Source organism: Brevibacillus gelatini (assembly GCF_003710935.1).
Lineage (GTDB): Bacteria > Bacillota > Bacilli > Brevibacillales > Brevibacillaceae > Brevibacillus > Brevibacillus gelatini.
This window is the reverse complement of record NZ_RHHS01000039.1, coordinates 45,992-63,068: the sequence shown is the minus strand read 5'-3', so window position 1 is coordinate 63,068 and position 17,077 is coordinate 45,992. Positions and strand designations below refer to the sequence as shown.

Annotated in this window: 19 protein-coding genes; 11 read left to right on the top strand and 8 right to left on the bottom strand. The window is 53.0% G+C overall.

Translation table 11 applies throughout. The features are described 5' to 3' along the window. Positions 1 to 56 precede the first annotated feature (56 nt). From EDM57_RS16410 to EDM57_RS16395, 4 genes are all read left to right on the top strand, one after another. Positions 57 to 563, top strand: a complete 507-nt coding sequence (locus EDM57_RS16410) for a coiled-coil domain-containing protein (RefSeq protein ID WP_122905768.1) — start codon at positions 57 to 59, stop codon at positions 561 to 563. Next, positions 553 to 1,623, top strand: a complete 1,071-nt coding sequence (locus EDM57_RS16405) for a phosphodiester glycosidase family protein (protein WP_122905767.1) — start codon at positions 553 to 555, stop codon at positions 1,621 to 1,623. The genes EDM57_RS16410 and EDM57_RS16405 overlap by 11 nt, the downstream gene beginning before the upstream one ends. Positions 1,624 to 1,784: 161 nt before the next feature. Continuing rightward, positions 1,785 to 3,812 (top strand): gamma-glutamyltransferase, encoded by a 2,028-nt coding sequence (gene ggt, locus EDM57_RS16400; protein WP_122905766.1) that lies wholly within the window; start codon positions 1,785 to 1,787, stop codon positions 3,810 to 3,812. A gap of 112 nt (positions 3,813 to 3,924) precedes the next feature. Further along, positions 3,925 to 4,758, top strand: a complete 834-nt coding sequence (locus EDM57_RS16395; protein WP_122905765.1) for a M15 family metallopeptidase — start codon at positions 3,925 to 3,927, stop codon at positions 4,756 to 4,758. Positions 4,759 to 4,835: 77 nt separating this feature from the next. Here EDM57_RS16395 and lepB read toward each other — a convergent pair whose 3' ends face one another. After that, positions 4,836 to 5,396, bottom strand: a complete 561-nt coding sequence (lepB, locus tag EDM57_RS16390; protein WP_122905764.1) for a signal peptidase I — start codon at positions 5,394 to 5,396, stop codon at positions 4,836 to 4,838. Positions 5,397 to 5,781: 385 nt separating this feature from the next. Between lepB and EDM57_RS16385 the strand changes: the two genes are divergently transcribed. The 4 genes from EDM57_RS16385 (at position 5,782) to EDM57_RS16370 (ending at position 8,550) form a co-directional block, all read left to right on the top strand. After that, positions 5,782 to 6,201: a MarR family winged helix-turn-helix transcriptional regulator gene (locus EDM57_RS16385; protein WP_246005829.1), complete on the top strand. Its 420-nt coding sequence runs from the start codon at positions 5,782 to 5,784 to the stop codon at positions 6,199 to 6,201. Between the two features lie 75 nt (positions 6,202 to 6,276). After that, positions 6,277 to 6,972 (top strand): hypothetical protein, encoded by a 696-nt coding sequence (locus EDM57_RS16380; protein ID WP_122905762.1) that lies wholly within the window; start codon positions 6,277 to 6,279, stop codon positions 6,970 to 6,972. A gap of 150 nt (positions 6,973 to 7,122) precedes the next feature. Further along, positions 7,123 to 7,284, top strand: a complete 162-nt coding sequence (locus EDM57_RS16375) for a DUF4025 domain-containing protein (RefSeq protein WP_122905761.1) — start codon at positions 7,123 to 7,125, stop codon at positions 7,282 to 7,284. A 153-nt stretch (positions 7,285 to 7,437) separates the two neighbouring features. After that, positions 7,438 to 8,550 (top strand): aminopeptidase, encoded by a 1,113-nt coding sequence (locus EDM57_RS16370; RefSeq protein WP_122905760.1) that lies wholly within the window; start codon positions 7,438 to 7,440, stop codon positions 8,548 to 8,550. A 15-nt stretch (positions 8,551 to 8,565) separates the two neighbouring features. On the opposite strand, the gene EDM57_RS16365 is transcribed toward EDM57_RS16370, so the two are convergent. The 4 genes from EDM57_RS16365 to EDM57_RS16350 all read right to left on the bottom strand — a co-directional run bounded on the left by EDM57_RS16365 (position 8,566) and on the right by EDM57_RS16350 (position 12,083). Next, positions 8,566 to 8,886, bottom strand: coding sequence for a hypothetical protein (locus EDM57_RS16365; protein WP_122905759.1), 321 nt, complete (start codon positions 8,884 to 8,886; stop codon positions 8,566 to 8,568). Between the two features lie 169 nt (positions 8,887 to 9,055). Continuing rightward, a complete protein-coding gene (locus EDM57_RS16360) occupies positions 9,056 to 9,568 on the bottom strand; it encodes an isoprenylcysteine carboxyl methyltransferase family protein (RefSeq protein ID WP_122905758.1) in 513 nt (170 codons plus the stop codon). 5 nt (positions 9,569 to 9,573) lie between these two features. Continuing rightward, positions 9,574 to 10,644: a type III polyketide synthase gene (locus tag EDM57_RS16355; protein ID WP_122905862.1), complete on the bottom strand. Its 1,071-nt coding sequence runs from the start codon at positions 10,642 to 10,644 to the stop codon at positions 9,574 to 9,576. 203 nt (positions 10,645 to 10,847) lie between these two features. Further along, the gene (locus EDM57_RS16350; protein WP_122905757.1) at positions 10,848 to 12,083 is read right to left on the bottom strand and encodes an MDR family MFS transporter; all 1,236 of its coding nucleotides are present in this window, start codon (positions 12,081 to 12,083) and stop codon (positions 10,848 to 10,850) included. Between the two features lie 295 nt (positions 12,084 to 12,378). Here EDM57_RS16350 and EDM57_RS16345 point away from each other — a divergent pair, with 295 nt between their 5' ends. From EDM57_RS16345 to EDM57_RS16335, 3 genes are all read left to right on the top strand, one after another. Next, entirely contained in the window at positions 12,379 to 13,023 is a 645-nt protein-coding gene (locus EDM57_RS16345) for a GGDEF domain-containing protein (RefSeq protein ID WP_122905756.1), read from the top strand. Positions 13,024 to 13,234: 211 nt separating this feature from the next. Then, complete coding sequence (locus EDM57_RS16340; RefSeq protein ID WP_122905755.1) at positions 13,235 to 13,852, top strand: DUF47 domain-containing protein; 618 nt, start codon at positions 13,235 to 13,237, stop codon at positions 13,850 to 13,852. Next, positions 13,845 to 14,864, top strand: coding sequence for an inorganic phosphate transporter (locus EDM57_RS16335; RefSeq protein WP_122905754.1), 1,020 nt, complete (start codon positions 13,845 to 13,847; stop codon positions 14,862 to 14,864). The genes EDM57_RS16340 and EDM57_RS16335 overlap by 8 nt, the downstream gene beginning before the upstream one ends. Before the next feature lie 54 nt (positions 14,865 to 14,918). Here EDM57_RS16335 and EDM57_RS16330 read toward each other — a convergent pair whose 3' ends face one another. The 3 genes from EDM57_RS16330 to ligD all read right to left on the bottom strand — a co-directional run bounded on the left by EDM57_RS16330 (position 14,919) and on the right by ligD (position 17,050). Beyond that, entirely contained in the window at positions 14,919 to 15,158 is a 240-nt protein-coding gene (locus EDM57_RS16330) for a hypothetical protein (protein ID WP_122905753.1), read from the bottom strand. Positions 15,159 to 15,275: 117 nt separating this feature from the next. Next, entirely contained in the window at positions 15,276 to 16,073 is a 798-nt protein-coding gene (gene lgt, locus EDM57_RS16325; RefSeq protein WP_122905752.1) for a prolipoprotein diacylglyceryl transferase, read from the bottom strand. An 80-nt stretch (positions 16,074 to 16,153) separates the two neighbouring features. Then, on the bottom strand, positions 16,154 to 17,050 hold the full coding sequence (gene ligD, locus EDM57_RS16320; protein WP_122905751.1) for a non-homologous end-joining DNA ligase: 897 nt from the start codon (positions 17,048 to 17,050) through the stop codon (positions 16,154 to 16,156). Between the last annotated feature and the right edge of the window lie 27 nt (positions 17,051 to 17,077).

Below are 17,077 nucleotides of genomic sequence, written 5' to 3'. Positions count from 1 at the left end.
ATAAACTATGGTATAATAAAACCTCACTCTATGTCACAGAAAGGAGGAGGGAGCCGATGAACGACAATTACATGGAAGCGTCATCGACTTCGTCTACTACTCTGCCACTCCCGGCAAACGGGAAGCAGGCGAACAGACGCAAACGAGGCAGCCTGTTTCAAGCATTGTTTCCCTCCCGAACAGAAGGCAAGCGGCCTCTATTGCCAGTCGCACTCGCTGTACTGGTTTGGGTAGGACTCGCTTACGCTGGCTACGCCTTTACTGCCCATACGCTGGACAAGCAGCAGCAACTTGTGAACCTGCGCATCGATCAGATACAGGAAGACAACCAGAAGCAGATGAAAGCGTTGGGCGAACAACTCGTGCTGGTGCAGGAAGAGTTGAAAGAGGTACAGACGGGTCTTGGCAGTTTGGAAGAAGACCTGCAATTGACGGGTGAGACGATCGGCGGGACGAACAAGACAAAAGAAGCATTGCAGGATCGGATCGACCAGTTGAACAAGCAGTTGGTGGATTTGAAGACATCGCTGAAAAAACTGGAGGATGCAGCTCGTGCTTGGTAAAGTCAATCGCTTTTTTCTGTTCCTGCTGGCGCCAGCGCTCGGCTTTTTGCTTGCCCTCACCCTGACCAATCCCGCGGACAAGCTGCAGGCGGAAGGCTTGAAGCTCGACTCGGAGCAGTCGAAAAAACTGGCGGACGAGCTGGGGCAGCAACTGAACGACACCAAGACGACGATACGCCACGTGGAAAGCGTGGTCGAGGACATCCGCGATCGCGCCAAAAAGGAGCAAAAAGAGTACGAAGAGCAGAGCAAGCACATCAACAACCTGCTTGCGACGAGCAAATCGCAGACGCAAAAGTCGGCCGATGTGCTGGACACGATTTTGTCCAACATGCTCGGCGACCCGATCGGGCAGTCCTTCGGGAACAGATCGACGGTCAAAGTCTATTCGCTGCAGGAAGCAGGCTATCGCGGATACATGGCAAAAGTTCGCCTGAAAGACCCGAACGCACTGAAAATGGTGCTTGCCAACGACTCGGTCAAGAGCAAGGGCGAGACGACGAGCAAAGCCGGAAAACGCACCGGAGCTGTACTGGCGATCAACGCAGGCGGCTTCATGAGCGACAGCAAAGGCTATCTGACACCGCTTGGCATTACGGTTGTCGACGGCAAGATTCGCACGTTTTCCAACAATTCCAAGCTGAGCTTCGTCGGGTTTAACAACAAAGGCCACCTGGTGGGAGCCAACATTACCACGCAGGCGCAAATTACCCAGCAGGGCATTTTGCAGGGGGCCAGCTTTTTGCCAAGACTGCTGCAGGACGGGAAGCGACTGCCGATCCCTCGCGACTGGGCCAACGCTCGCCAGCCGCGCACGCTCATCGGACACTTTGACAACGGCGACTTGCTGCTCATCGTCATCGACGGCAGACGGGAAGGCTGGAGCAAAGGCGTTACGCTGGAAGAAGCGCAACGCAAGCTGCAGGAATTCCACGTCGTCGACGCCTACAATCTCGATGGCGGCGGCTCCAGCGCGTTTTACTACAACGGCAAGATTTTGAACAAGCCTTCGGGCGGCAAAGAGAGACCGGTCGTCAGCAATCTGGTCATCCTGCCGTAATCGAACGCTTTTGAATAGGGACACTCTTCCGGCGGGGAACATGCCCTCGCCTCGGAAGAGTGTTTTTTCTTCTGCCGGAGAGCGGCAGGTTGACCTGAAAAAATACTGAAAATTATAATAATAGAATACAGATTAGAAAAGAAAAAGCCTGGGGGGATTGTATGAAAAAAATAAGGATGGTAGCCCTCTCGTTCATTTCCGTCTTTTCCCTAACCCAATTGGCGTGGGCGAAAGTTCCCGGTGTTCCGGCAGGAGTGGATGGCGCCACAAAAGGGATTGTCGCTGTCTCCCATCCTGCGGCCGCACAGGTCGGTCGGGACATTTTGGCCAAGGGGGGAAATGCCGTGGACGCCGCCGCCGGAATCCAGTTGGCTCTGAACGTCGCAGAGCCGTACATGTCGGGAATCGGCGGCGGAGGCTTTATGATGATCTATTTGAAAGACCGGAACAAAATTACGGTGATCGACAGCCGGGAAACAGCTCCGGCAAACGTGACCGCCGACATGTTTTTGCAGGCCGACGGGCAGCCGATTCCTTTTGAAGAACGGCACACCAGCGGTCAGGCAGTCGGTGTGCCGGGGACGTTGCTCGGCGTAGCAGAAGCGCTGGAGCAGTACGGCACGTGGGAGCTGGCCGATGTGCTTGCGCCAGCGATTGAACTGGCGGAAAAAGGCGTTCGCGTCAACTGGGTGACGGCGGACTATATCGCCAAGTCGCGCGCCAAGCTGGAAAAGCACAAAACCGCCGCGCAAGTCTTTTTGCCGGAAGGTCGTCCGCTGGAGGAAGGGCAAATGCTCGTCCAGCCCGATTTGGCCAAGACGCTGAAGCTGATCCGCGACGAAGGACCGGATGCTTTTTACAAAGGCGAGATTGGCCGCGCGCTGGTCAAAGAGGTGCAGCGCACAGGCGGCAACATGACGATGGACGACCTCAGAGCGTACCAGGTCAAGGAACGGGAGCCGGTGCGCGGGATGTTTCGCGGTTATGAAGTGATTTCCATGTCCCCTCCCAGCTCGGGCGGCTTGACGATGATCCAGATTTTGAAACTGATGGAAGGCTACGACAACCAAAAGGACGGGTTTGGTTCCGAAGCGTATTTGCACCATCTGATCGAGGCCAACCACCTCGCCTATGCCGACCGGGCGGCGTACATGGCGGATGAGGACGTCTATCCGGTGCCCAAGCAAGGACTGCTCCACGACGATTACATAAAAGAAAGGCGCAAGCTGATCGACGACAACCGGGCCAATGCCAATATCACTGCTGGCGACCCGTGGAAGTACGACACAGGACAAAAGCCGGCGGTCGCGCTCAAAATGCTCGACAGCTCGCCCGTGAAACAGACGACCCACTTTGCCGTCATGGACAAATGGGGCAACCTCGTGTCCTATACGACCACGATTGAAGACGTATTCGGAAGCGGTGTGATGGTGCCGGGCTACGGCTTCATGCTCAACAACGAGCTGACCGATTTTGATGCTGTTCCGGGCGGCGTCAATCAGGTGGAGCCAGGCAAGCGCCCCCGGTCGAGCATGACGCCGACGATCGTGCTCAAAGACGGGCAGCCGTTTTTGGCGGTTGGCTCGCCGGGCGGCTCGACGATTATCGCTTCCGTGTCGCAAACGATTCTCAACGTGATCGACCACGGGATGAACATCGAGGACGCCATCCGCGCTCCCCGCATTTTTTCCAGCAGCTATCCGAACGTCTCCTGGGAGGCGGGCATTGACCAGGACGTCATCCTGCAGTTGATGGCAAAAGGCCATGTCTTTGCCGAGCAGCCCGCAGAGATCGGCAATGTGCAGGCGATCGTCTACGATTTTGAGACAGGCAGGATGTACGGCGGAGCGGACAATACCCGGGAAGGCACAGTGCTTGGCGTCGACGCAATCGCTTACACGGCTGCCGAGCCGGAGGAAGTGCCGTATGAGCCGGGAGAGCCTTTTGCCGTTTCCGTAAACGGGCAGACGTACCCGTTTTTGCCGGAACAAAAGCTGATCGTGGACGGCATCGCCTATGTGCAGGCTAAGAAACTGCTGCTCGGTTTGGGCCAAAGCAGCGCCGACTTCCGGGCAGATGCCATTACTGTGCGCGGAATAGCGTATCTCCCTGTGAAAAAAGTGGCCGAAAAGCTCGGGTACACCGTCACCTGGGATGACAGCGAACGGGTTATCGAGTTGAAAAAGTAAGCAAGAGAAGCGGTGCAGGCAAAAGTGTGACAATCCGTCCTTTTATTTCGTCTCACTCCATGGTAAGGTAAAGCAGAACGTATGTGTCTGTATGGAACCAGGAGGATCAATCATGAATAACAATCGCACCAATGGCCTTGCGATCGTCGCCGCACTATCCGTAGCCCTGCTCAGTGGTTGTGAAGCGCCTTCGCTCGACAGCCTGCTTTCGTCCAACTCGACTCAGCCGGCGGGAAATACGGCAACAACGGGAGAAAGCACGCAAGCAAATACAGCGGAGCCAACACAGGGATCTCTTCGGGCGAAGCAGGCATCCCTGGCCGAGACGATCACAGACGTCAATGGGGTTCCGACGGTGACAAACCCGACCGATCTCGCCGTTGTCGTGAACAAGAAGCGGGCGCTGCCTGCTGACTATATTCCACCTGATCTGGTGGAGCCGAACGTGCCGTTCCCGTTTGATGAAAAAGTGGAAAAACGGTTGCTGCGCCAAGAGGCGGCACGAGCGCTGGAAGAGTTGTTTGCAGCCGCCAGGCAGGACGGCATCGAGCTGTACGCCGTGTCCGGCTATCGTTCGTACAAGACGCAAAAATCGTTGTATGAGACCTATGTGCAAACCCAGGGGGCGGAGCATGCTGCCAAGTACAGCGCCGTTCCGGGAAAAAGCGAGCATCAGACCGGATTGGCGATGGACGTGTCCGGTGCCGATGTGAAGACGAGGCTGGAGGAATCGTTTGGCGACATGCCGGAAGGAAAATGGCTGGCGGAGCATTGTGCAGAATACGGCTTCATCATCCGCTATCTGAAAGGCAAGGAAGACACGACCGGATACGCCTATGAGCCGTGGCACATTCGCTACGTCGGAAAAGAAATGGCGCAAGAGATCACGGCGCAAGGGATTACTCTGGAGGATTACTTGTCCGCAACTGCCACCGCGCAAAAATAAAAGCGTAATAAGAAAAAGCCGCTCAACGGTACAGAGCGGCTTTTCGTATGCGATTGTCCAGACAGGCTCACAGCCGTTTAGTTCGGCAGACGAATGGCGGACAATGGCCAGTAGACTGCTTCCGCGCGACCGACTACGTGATCGAGCTTGACAGGGCCAATGACCCGGCTGTCCATGCTGTTGTTGCGGTTGTCTCCCATCACAAAAACGCTGCCTTCCGGAATGGTAACCGGACCGAAGTCCTCGGTCAAGGTCACGCCGGCCGCCGAAGCTTGCAGCTTGTTGTTGGTCAGATACTCTTCACTGAGCGGTTGACCGTTGACGTACACCTGGTCGTTTTTCGCTTCCACGGTGTCGCCTGCGACAGCGATGACACGCTTGATCCAGTTGTCGCCGCTCGCATCCGGGTGAATAATCACGATGTCGCCTGGCTGCGGTTTCTTGAAATAGTAAATCGCTTTGTTGACGATGACCCGCTCGCGGTCATGCAGCGTGCTCTCCATCGAGCGCCCCTGGACGACGTAGGGAGCCATGATGAACACGTAGATGAAGGCGGTCAAACCGCCAATCAAGGCAAACGATTTTAACCAGTCGAGCAATTCGCTTTTCCATTTTGCTGTACTTTTGGTTTGTTCCATCGACTTGATCTCCTATGTACATGGTTTCGCCGGCAATGGATTGCCGTGGGCCAGCGCTTGGACTGCCTTTCTATTATACATGCAATACGATTGGATACGGAATAAGATTCAAGGAAAATAATGGAGGACACCCAAAAGCTGCTGTCACGATTTTGCCAACTTCGCCTATTGTCAGTTTTTCCTGTTTGCGGTAAGATGTTGTTGCACATAAGTTTTACAGTAAAATTATTAAGTGGTAAACACTTTGTTCCGGCTCATACATACCTTTCGAGGAAAGAAATAATTTTGGCAGGTCTATTGATCTTCACGTACTTAGGCTATATAGTTTTATAGTAAAAGTACCAATGTTATTTACTTTCTGAAAATAGGTGATGTTGTGAGCGACATGTCCCGCGCCAGTAAAATTGAGGAACTGGATCGAGCGTTTGTCGAAATGGCTCGCTTCTTTATCAGCCATTGGCTGGAAGAAGAGGGGCTGATTAGTCCCAAGCAATTTATCTTGCTGCGAGTGCTTCATCAAAAAGGAAGAAGCACAGTTTCCGAACTGGCGACCATTCTGAAGCAATCCAACAGTGCGACTACGATTGCGCTGAATCGGCTGGTGAAAGCCGGTTATATCGATCGGGTTCGTGATGATCTGGATCGGAGAGTCGTATGGGTTACGCTGTCGCAAAAGGCAATTCCCATGCTGGAGGGACTTCTGTGCCAGCGAAGAGCACTGGTGGGCAAATTGCTTGAAAACCTGAGCGACGAAGAATTGGAGCAGTTTACGTACTTCTTGCGGAAAATGAAGCAATGCATGTAGGGTTGCTCTCAGGGGAGCAGGTGGGGGACATTTCAGAGGACAATGTGTGTACTACGCGAATAGGAGTGTACACATATGAAAAAAAGAAGCACATTGATGATGGGTTCTCTTATTCTCGGAGCGGCCCTGTTTGCACAGGCAGCCTGTGCGCAGGAAGCTTCCTCCAATACAACGGAAGCTTCCACGACAACTCCTGCGCCAGCAGTGGAAACGACAACTGAAGCACCAACTGCCGCACCGGCAACTGAAACCGAGACAGAAGCGCCAACCACTGCACCGGCAGCTGAAACCACAACAGCAGCACCAGCTCAACAGCCGCAAACCGGAAGCAATGTTCCTGGAGCCTGGATCAAGCTTCCTGGAGAAGACGAGTATATTTTCGTGAGCGGCCGACTGGTTCCTGATGCATCTTCGGCGTCCGGCTGGTCCCTGTTGCCAGCAGAAGACCAATTCGTATCCACCAATCGCTTCCAGGTTGTGCAAACAGCAAACGGTGGCTGGATGAGCATGCCGGCAGAAGATCAATTCGTTTCGACAAACAGATTCCAGGTCGTGCAAACTTCCAATGGCGGCTGGATGGCTATGCCGACAGAAGACAACTTTGTCTCCACAAGCAACTTCCAGGTTGTTCAAGCGCCAAACAGCGGTTGGTCCGCTTTGCCAAAAGAAGATGAGAGCATCATCATCGGGCGCAATGCTTCCCAAGATGTGGCCAACAGAACCGGCTGGTCCTTGATGGTTCCAGATGTTTCTGCGAATAAAAACAAATAATCAGAACGGCTGAAAGACGCTTTGCCGCAAGTGTGGCAGGGCGTCTTTTTTTGTCTATTCCCCAGGAAGCCAGGCTGCTACGAATGCATGGCTAAATGTGGGGCGTCTGGCGCACACTATACCGAAAATCATTGGAAGGAGGAACAGACGATGGCAGTCCAGCAAATCAGCGAAACAGGACAGATGGAAAACGTCTTGTATCAGGTGGATGACGAGGAAGCAGGCGGGTTGGCAGCTACACAGGAACAGGTGAGCGATGTGTACAAGCGGGGAACGATTGAGGAAGGGGAGCAGCGAGCAGCACGAGATTGACGCAAGCGCGCCAGGGCAAGCCAGCTTTTTCAACTGCGACAAAAGCTGGCTTGCTGCTTTGTCATTATAATAAAATAAATTTTATTGACTTATATTGCTTTATCGGCAAGAATACAGTTGTAATCAGAAAAATGAAAAAAGGGTGTGTCAAGCATGAGAGACTCTCGTTTGGAGCAATTGGCCTACAACCTGGTGAACTACTCTGTCCGCGTACAGCCAGGGGAAAACATCCTGATTAACGCCAAAGGAAAGACGCCTGAATTGGTATCGGCCCTCGTCCGTGAAATTTACAAGGCGGGAGGCAGCCCGTACGTTCAGCAGATTGATCCGGCGATCAGTCGTGACATCGCGATGAATTGCAACGAAGAACAATTGAAGCTCATGGCGGAAAATGAAGTGGCCCTCATGGAAAAAATGCAGGGCTATATCGGCATCCGCGCAGCCGACAACATCAACGAGATGGCAGATGTTCCGGGAGAGAAGCTCGGCATGTACTCCCGCCTGTACGAGCTGCCAGTCATGAACGTGCGCGTGCCCAAAACAAAATGGGTGGTGCTTCGCTATCCGAACCCGTCTATGGCACAATTGGCGAACATGTCCACGGCGGCGTTTGAAGACTTTTACTTCCAGGTGTGCAATCTGGATTACGGAAAAATGGACAAGGCGATGGACAGCCTGGTCGAGCTGATGAACCGTACCGACGAAGTCCGTCTGGTCGGGCCGGGTACAGACCTGACTTTCTCGATCAAGGACATCCCGGCGGTCAAATGTGCGGGTCTGCGCAACATCCCGGATGGCGAAGTGTACACCGCTCCGGTGAAAAACTCCGTCAACGGCACCATTACACACAATGCGCCAACACCGTACCACGGCTTTACGTTTGAAAACGTTCGCCTGACCTTCAAAGACGGCAAAATCGTCGAGGCGACCGCCAACGATAGCAAGCGACTGAACGAAATTCTCGATACGGACGAGGGCGCCCGCTACATCGGCGAGTTTGCCATCGGGGTCAACCCGTTCATCCGCAATCCGATGAAAGACATTTTGTTCGACGAAAAAATCGACGGCAGCTTCCACTTCACGCCCGGCCAATGCTACGATGAGGCGTACAACGGAAACAAGTCGTCGATTCACTGGGACATGGTTTCGATTCAACGTCCGGAGTGGGGCGGGGGAGAAATCTGGTTCGATGGCGTCCTGATTCGCAAAGACGGCCGCTTTGTCATTCCTGAGCTCGACTGCCTCAATCCCGAAAACCTGAAGTAAACTCCGGCAAGCCGGTTATTTATCGTACTGCGCCAGTCTCTCGTGTGCCAGCTCCACATCCATTTCAATCTGGAAAAGCATGTGCAAATTGCTGGAGGCCACGATGGAGCGACGAGCGGAATGATAAAGAATCGGCTTGTTCGTTTTGACGATGGTCATGATCTCGACCACTGGCGGGATGACCTGTTTGATTCGAAGCAAGCTTTGCAAGTAGCGGAGAAGTTTTTGCACGCTGGCTGCATCGTCCTTGTTGGGCAAGGTTTCAATCAGGCTGAAAAAATCACGTACGATGGTGCGTTTTGCTTCCAGAGGCTCTACAAAATTTGTACGATTCACGATGGCTCCACCTCACAGGACTTTAGTAACGTATTTATTTTCTTTCCCGCGATTCGAGCAATCGTAAACCTGAATAGAGAAAAAAGTCTGTGGCTTCGGTCGCAGGCTTTTTTGCCTGCTTCGGCAACCATCCGCTATATGCGGCCGCCCATTTTGGAATCGTCTCCGCTTATCTTTCGTACACGCTTTTTTCTTCCAGCGGAATGCGCACGCGCAGCAGCAGCCAGGCATTCAGGATCGTAAAAACAACAGCGGTATTCACGGCGGAAAACGTCAGCGGCAGGGTGAACAGCTCGATCGCCACGACGACGTAATTCGGATGGCGCAGCCAGCGGTACGGCCCGCGCCGGAGCGGCGCTTCGCCGGGAACGATCAGAATGCGCGTGTTCCACCGCTTGCCGAGACTCCGGATACACCAGTAGCGGAGCAGCTGGGCCGCCAAAAACAGGCCGAAGCTGTACCCCCACCACGGTGGCAGAGGCGATGCACTGTCTGTAGCGACCACTTCCACTATCAGGCTGACCAAAAAGCAAACGTGCAACAGCACGATATACTTGTAATGGCTCGCTCCGATTTCCACGCCTCCCCTGGCACGTATGTAGCGGGCGTTGCGTGCTGCCAGCATCAGTTCACAGAGACGTTGCAGGCAAACGACGGCCATGACCGTGACGAAAAAGAGCATCGCACCTACCTCGCTTCCAAAAGGAGCAGCTCCGAGCTGAAACCGGGTCCAAGCGCCGCCACCAATCCGCGCTCACCCGGCTGCCAGGCTTGCTCCATGCTTTTTTCCAGGACAAACAGCACGGTCGGCGAAGACATGTTGCCAAAATGGCGCAGCACCTCTTCGGAGTGGCGGGTCGCCTGCGCATCTATGCCGAGCGAAGTCCGGTATGCGTTCAATACCTTTGCACCGCCCGGATGAAAAATAAAGTGGCGCAGGCGATCCACAGTCGTCTGGTGCGTTGCCAAAAAGCTGTCTACATTTTCGCGCATGTACGTCTGAATCAACGTAGGAATGTCGCGGGAAAATATCACCTTCAACCCCGGCTCTGTCAGCTCCCAGCCCATTACATCGAGCGTATCGGGCCACGTCGTTGTGCGGGCAGCGCAAAACCGGATTTGGGGCGATTTCTCCTGTGCCACGGCGGGGACGCGATCGCCGCTGACGACGACTGCGGCAGCTCCGTCTCCAAACAGACACGTCGCTACCAGATTGCTTTTGGACAAATCCTGGCGATTAAAGGTCAGCCCGCACAGCTCGACGCTGATGAGCAGCACCCTGCGCTCGGGATAGGCCCCGGCGTATTCGAAAGAGCGGGACAAGCCCATCGCTCCTCCGGCACAGCCCAATCCCCAAAGCGGAATGCGCGTAATATCGGAGCGAAGCCCGAGACTGTTGAGAAGGCGTGCATCCATGCTCGGCGTGGCGATGCCTGTGCTGGAGACGAATACGAGACAATCTATATCGGCTGGCCGCAGCCCGGCTTTTTCCAGGCATTTTCGTGCGGCTGCAAGCGACAAGGCTTCTGCGTGCCGGATATACAGCCTGTTTTTTTCGGGAAACGGACAGTCGGTGAAAAACCAGTCGAGCGGCATGCAAAAATGCCGTTTTTCGATGTGGCTGTGGGAAAAAACGTTCAGGAGCCGATCAATATCGGGAAAGGCATCCTGAAAAAAATGGCGGGCGAACTGCCTGGATTGTTCCGTAGAAACTTCATGCGGCGGAACGGCAGTCGCAACGGATTCGATACGGGGCATACACTTTTTCACTCCGTTTTCCATAGCGTACCAGTATGGTGCCCTTCCCAATTGATTCCAATTCATCGTGAAGGCGAGCAAGCTGCATGGTGCCGACAGAAAAAGGGGATAGCAAATGTTGCAGACGGAAAAAGCCTGAATACGAAGCGATGGACCATCTCATGCTTCGTATTCAGGCTATTTTTGTCTGGTTATTCATTGCATTAGCTTGTCACCGATTGGACACTTTCTGCCGCCGCAGTCCGGGTCGCTTTTTTGACAAAACGGAATTGAAAAAGTCCGCCGACGAGAAGCAGCAGGCCCAGGAGCGAAAACCAGAGAGCGCCCCCGATTCCTTTGAACGCTACGGCGCCCACTGAAGGGCCGATTGTACCTGTGATGCCCCAGTTCGCGCCGAAGATCGCAAAGTAGCGTCCGCGGTATTCTTCCGGTGCCATGATGGAGATCGCCTTTTGGATTTGCGGGCCGTACAGCATCTCGCCAATCGTAAACAGCGCTTCAGCGAGCACGAGCAGGAGAAAACTCGGCGCCCACCCGTAGCCAAAGCCGACACAGGCCAAAAACAGATAGGCTGTGAGAATGACCCGGTGAGCAGGAAAACGCTCGGCAAACTTGGCGATGGCAATCTGGCAGCAGACGACCAAAGCGCCGTTGATCGTCATCAAGGTAGCGAAGACGCTCAGAAAGTCTGTGTACTGGGTGCGCAAATGCTGCGGCAAAATGATCTCAACCTGGGAGTACAAAAGCGATACAGGGACCGCAGCAAGCGTCATCCAGATGAGGGTACGATGCTCGGACAGCTTCATTTTCGGAGCCTGGTCCGTTTTTGCCGTTCGATGGGACTGTTCCCGGATGTGATCCGGCAGTGTCTCCGGAACCTTCCATAGAATAAGCAGAGCGTAGACGAACAGCATACAGGAGCAGAGACCAAAGGCAATCGCCGGGTTCATTTTATAGATGGCGACGCCGATCAGCGGACCAGCGGCAGCACCGAGATTCAGTGCGGTGTGCAGCAGCGCGAATACTTCGCTGCGCTTGTCCTCCGGTACGACATCAGTAATTTGCGCGCTGGCGGCTGGCCAAAACAGGGAAGCTCCGATCCCGTTCAAAATGGTCAGCGCTGCAAAGGTAAATAAGCTTTCCGCCCAGATATATCCGCCCATGGAGATCGCTTCAATCGCCAAAGCAGCGATCATGAGCGGCTTTCGGCCATAACGGTCGGAAAGGCTTCCGGCAAAATAGCCGGAAATGATGCTCGTCAACGGTTGCAGGCTGGTGACCATGGCAGCCAGGATCAGATTCCCGTCCATCCTGTCATACAGATAGAAGGCGAGGAACGGCCGAATCATGAAGCCCGCAAAAGTAGTAAGGATCGTTCCGATGACACGAATCCAGATCGTCGTGTCGTAGCGGGCGATCAATGGTTGCAACGAGAGCATTTGGCTAATTCCTCCCTATCGATCAATAATATTTTGTTAGTATAGCGTATTCATTATATAAAAATAAAGAGGGTTGGGATAAATGGGAAAATTCAAACAAAGGGCTCGTAAATCTCGTGACAACGGCGGATCATCTGGTCATTCAGCAGAATAGTGCTTGAACTTCGGCAGAAAGGTAGGTAAAATATTCCTGATAGTAAGGATTTAGACCTACTTACACATGGAATTTTTGGGTCTTATGTAATGTTTTGGTTGCGTTGCTGCTACATTGGATGGAGCGGAGGTGGAGAGCAACTTGGACTCGCGCTGGATTTTCATGGGCGTGCCCTGTCTGATGATATTGACTTGGCTTGCATTATGCATACTGCATAACGAGCAGATGCCGATGATGGTTGTCGTGCTTGTGGCTTTGGTTCAGATTGCAGTTGGATACAGGTTGGGACAATACGTGAATCGCCTGCGACAAATGGCCTATTACGACTCGCTGACGGGCGTTTTGGTCAACCGCCGATTTCTGGACAGGCTGATTCGCGAGATCAACCAGGCCAAAAATCAGCAATATCCGCTCACGCTATTGTTCATCGACCTGGATAATTTCAAGCAATTCAATGATAGCCACGGTCATATGGCAGGAGATCGGCTGCTTTGCCAATTCGCTTCCATTCTGCAAGCCAATGTGCAGAGCCGGGATACGGTCGGGCGTTGGGGCGGAGAAGAATTTGTCGTGCTTTTGAAGCATACGGATACGAATGAGGCGCTCGCGGTCGGGACGCGGATACAAGAGCAGGTCCGCCATGCGCTGTCAGGCGTGACGGTCAGCATCGGCGTAGCTTCCTATCCGATGCATGCCGCTACGGCAGAAGAACTGACACACAAGGCAGACACACTGATGTACGAAGCCAAGAAAAAGAAAGATTGCATGATTGTCGCTACGCATTGAACGAATGAGAAGAAGAGATGGTAACACCTGTCGCTCGCTCAAACAGACGGGTGTTTTGTTTTTTGGCAGAGTGTAAAGGAGATTTACAAAAACTTAATATTTTTTTTAAGAAAAATCTACACACTTGCCCTTGAATTTAAATTTACGTCAACAATAACTTTCGATATAATCGTCTAGGTGTGATTTATCCAAAGGAGTGAAGAAGGAAAGTATGTTGAAATCGAACAAGTATATCTTCTTTGATCTGTTTGAACAGCAGATTGCCACGGTGCACAAAGGGACTCATCTTTTCTATGAAATGATAGGAAACTATCATGATGTAGAAGCGAAAGTGAAGGCAATCAAGGCTGTTGAAAAAGAAGGGGATGAGATCGTTCGCCGCATCATGAACGAATTGAACTCTACCTTTATCACTCCGCTTGAGCGTGAGGACATTCACCTGCTCGCACACACAATGGATTCGATGATCGATTACATTGACGGTGTTGCGGATCGCATGTATCTCTACCAAGTTCGTCAGCCGGATCCGCGAGTTTTGGCACAGGCAAACATTCTGGTCAAATGTTCGGCGAAGCTGATTGAGCTGATTCGCACGCTCCGCAAGCTCGATCACCAGATCGTAGCGAAAATTGCGCGGGAAATCAAGGATCTGGAGCATGAATCCGATTCGAATTACCGCAAAATGGTATCTGATCTGCTGAATTCACCTGATGCCAATCCGATCGAAGCGATCAAACTTAAGGAAATTTATGACAAATTGGAAGACTGTGCTGATTTTGCCGAGGACGTTTCGAACCTGGTTGAAGGGATCGTGTTAAAGAATGCTTGATCTTTCGCCAGAGGTGATTATTCTCGTCCTTGTCGTCATCATGGCGCTCAGCTTCGACTTCATCAACGGTTTTCACGACACGGCCAACGCCATCGCGACCTCTGTGTCCACCAGGGCGCTGAGTCCGCGTACCGCGGTGATACTCGCGTCGTGTTTTAACCTTGTGGGAGCGCTCACCTATACAGGTGTGGCGAAGACGATCGGGGGCAAAATCACGGACCCGTTCAAGCTGGAAAACGGACTCGTTGTCGTTTTGGCCGCCTTGACCGCCGCGATTTTGTGGAACCTGATTACATGGTGGTTCGGAATCCCAAGCTCTTCCTCTCACGCGATCATCGGGGGCGTTGCAGGCGCCGCTGTAGGGGCTGCCGGCTTCGGTTCGATCAACATGGAAGGCTTTGTTGAGATCGTCAAGGCGCTCATCATTTCGCCAATCGTCGCCTTTGTCGTCGGCTTTATCGTTATCAAAATTGTTTCGGCGGTTGTCGCCAACATGAATTACCATAAAACGAATCGCAACTTCCGCATGATGCAAGTGTTGTCCGCATCGTGGCAGTCTTTCAGCCACGGAGCCAATGACGCCCAGAAAACCATGGGGGTTATCACACTGGCCCTGCTCTCTGGCGGATTTTTGGTTCAGGAGCCAGGAGAGTTTACCATCCCGCTGTGGGTGAAGCTGTCCGCCGCACTTGCCATGGCGCTGGGGACTTCCTTCGGGGGCTGGCGCATCATCAAAACAATGGGTGGAAAGATTATGAAAATCAAGCCAATCAGCGGTTTTTCAGCCGACCTGTCTTCTGCCTTGATTATCACAATCTTTACTACCTTGAAACTGCCTGTCAGTACGACGCATGTCATCACCTCTTCGATTTTGGGGGTAGGCGCGTCACAAAAGCTGAACGCAGTCAAATGGGGAGTGGCCGGACGGATCGTCGTTACCTGGATCATTACGCTTCCGGTAACCGGACTGTTGGCTGCAGCCTGTTATGTCGTATATGACGTTTTCCTGTAAAACCGATAAAAGACACCTTCTGCGAGCCGATTTCGTAGCAAGGTGTCTTTTTGCTTAGCCAATGCCTGTCAAGCGCTCCCACAAGCTGGCTTTTGGCTTGATTTGCACGAGTCGTACAGCCGAAAACGGAATGTAGTCGAGCGAACCGTCCTTTTCCTCAATCAGAATCCCATTGGGACTGTAGTCATACAGCTTGCCTTCCGCGTAGGCGGGCAAGCCTGGTCCGATCATGTCTGGCGCAAAATGGATGCGAACCAGACGATCCAAATACTCCTCCAAAATATCGTCATCCATGGGCGATCCCTCCTTTCTTCCAGTTATTTCCCACATTGCGACAATTCAGACGGGGGAGCAAGCAAAAACCACTCTGCCAGGAAAGGCGAGAGTGGTTGTACAGGATTTTCCCGATTGCTATTCCATTGAATTGTGAGAATGGCCAGACTGCTTGCTTTTGCGGGCATAGACCAGCATCAAAATGGTCCCAAGGGCGATCAGGCTCAGACTGACGAGCTGGGCTACCCGCAGTGTGTCGGCGATCAGCAGGCTGTCTGTGCGCATGCCTTCGATGAAGAAGCGGCCGATGGAATACAGAATCATGTAGCTGAAAAAGACTTGCCCGTCGAATTTTTTAAAACGATAGAGCATGAGCATCAAGATGCCGAAGACGAGCAGGTTCCACAGCGATTCATACAAGAAGGTCGGATGATAATACTGTCCGCCGATAAACATCTGATCGCGGATAAAGGCCGGAAACTTCGCCATGAACTCTGCAGACGCTACATCGCCGTGCGCTTCCTGATTGATGAAATTTCCCCAGCGGCCAATGGCTTGCCCGAGGATGACACTGGGCATGAAAATATCAGCCAGGCGAAGGTAGGGAAGCTTGTGCTTGCGAATGTAGTACGTTCCCGCGAGGACGCCCCCGATCAGCCCGCCGTGAATTGCCAGGCCGCCTTTCCAGACGGCAAAAATGTCCAGTGGATTGTCCTTGTACTGCGCCCATTCAAACACGACGTAATACAAGCGGGCACAAACAATCGCTGCCGGGATAATCAGCAAGACCATGTTCAGGACGTGGTCGGGATCAATGCCGGAACGTTTGGAATTGTACCTTGCAAGGTAAGTCCCCAGAAAAAAGGCTAACCCCATGATAATGCCGTACCAGTGAATTTTTAGGGGTCCGAACGAAAGCGCGATCGGATCAATCATGAAAATGCCTCCTTGCCTCAAAACGTCTGTGCCAAGTATAGCATACCTGAACAGAAGGATTCCAATAGGGATGCTCACGATCAGCGCAAAAAGTCGAGGATGGGGTCGAGCGAGGCTCTTTTTGTCGGGCGGGAAACGGCAGCGAACAGATCGCCCTTCTCCTGCAAACGTTGCGGAACAGTGTGCACAGTGTAGGCACTGGGATGAGAGTACGGCACTTCCTCCCATAATAAGGGGGTGGAAACCGTAGCCTGTTTTTTCGCCCGCGTTGAATAAGGTGCAGGCAGCGTCTTGCCGCGCCAATGCTGCAAATAGTCGATGTACAGCTTGTCCCCGCGATTTTTCACCATGCGTTCAATGGTCAAAAAAGAAGGGTGCTTGCTGACCAGATACGCTGCGATAAAATGCCCGACTTGCCTCGTCTGCGCAAACGTATAGCGCAGCTCGATCGGAACGTACACCTGCAGACCGCTTGCGCCTGACGTTTTGACAAAGGCGGGAAGCTTAAGCTCGTCCAGCAGCTCTTTTACAAGCAGTGCGGCCTCGATTGCGACAGCAAAATCATCTGTGGACGGGTCGAGGTCAAACACCAGCTCCGTCGGTGTTTCATCGGTGGCGATATGAAAGGAAACGTGCCATTCCAGCGCTGCCTGATTCGCCATCCACAGGAGGGTGGCTTCATCGTTGCACAGCACATAGCGGACGTTTTCCCACGTGTGTGTCTGAATCCAGGACGGAGCGTATTCCGGAATGTTTTTCTGATAGAAATGCTTGCCATGGATGCCGTGCGGATAGCGAATCACGGTTAACAGCCGGTTTTGGGCATACTGCAGCAGATGCGGCGCCACGGTCATGAGATAGCGCAAATAATCAAGCTTGGTCACGTTTGCTTCCGGCCAGAGCGGCTTGTACGGGTTCGTAATGCAAAGAGTATGTCCGGCAATCGTCAGCTCGTATTCTTTGGTTGCATTGGCCACGATGGCACCTTCCTTTGGACGGTAGAT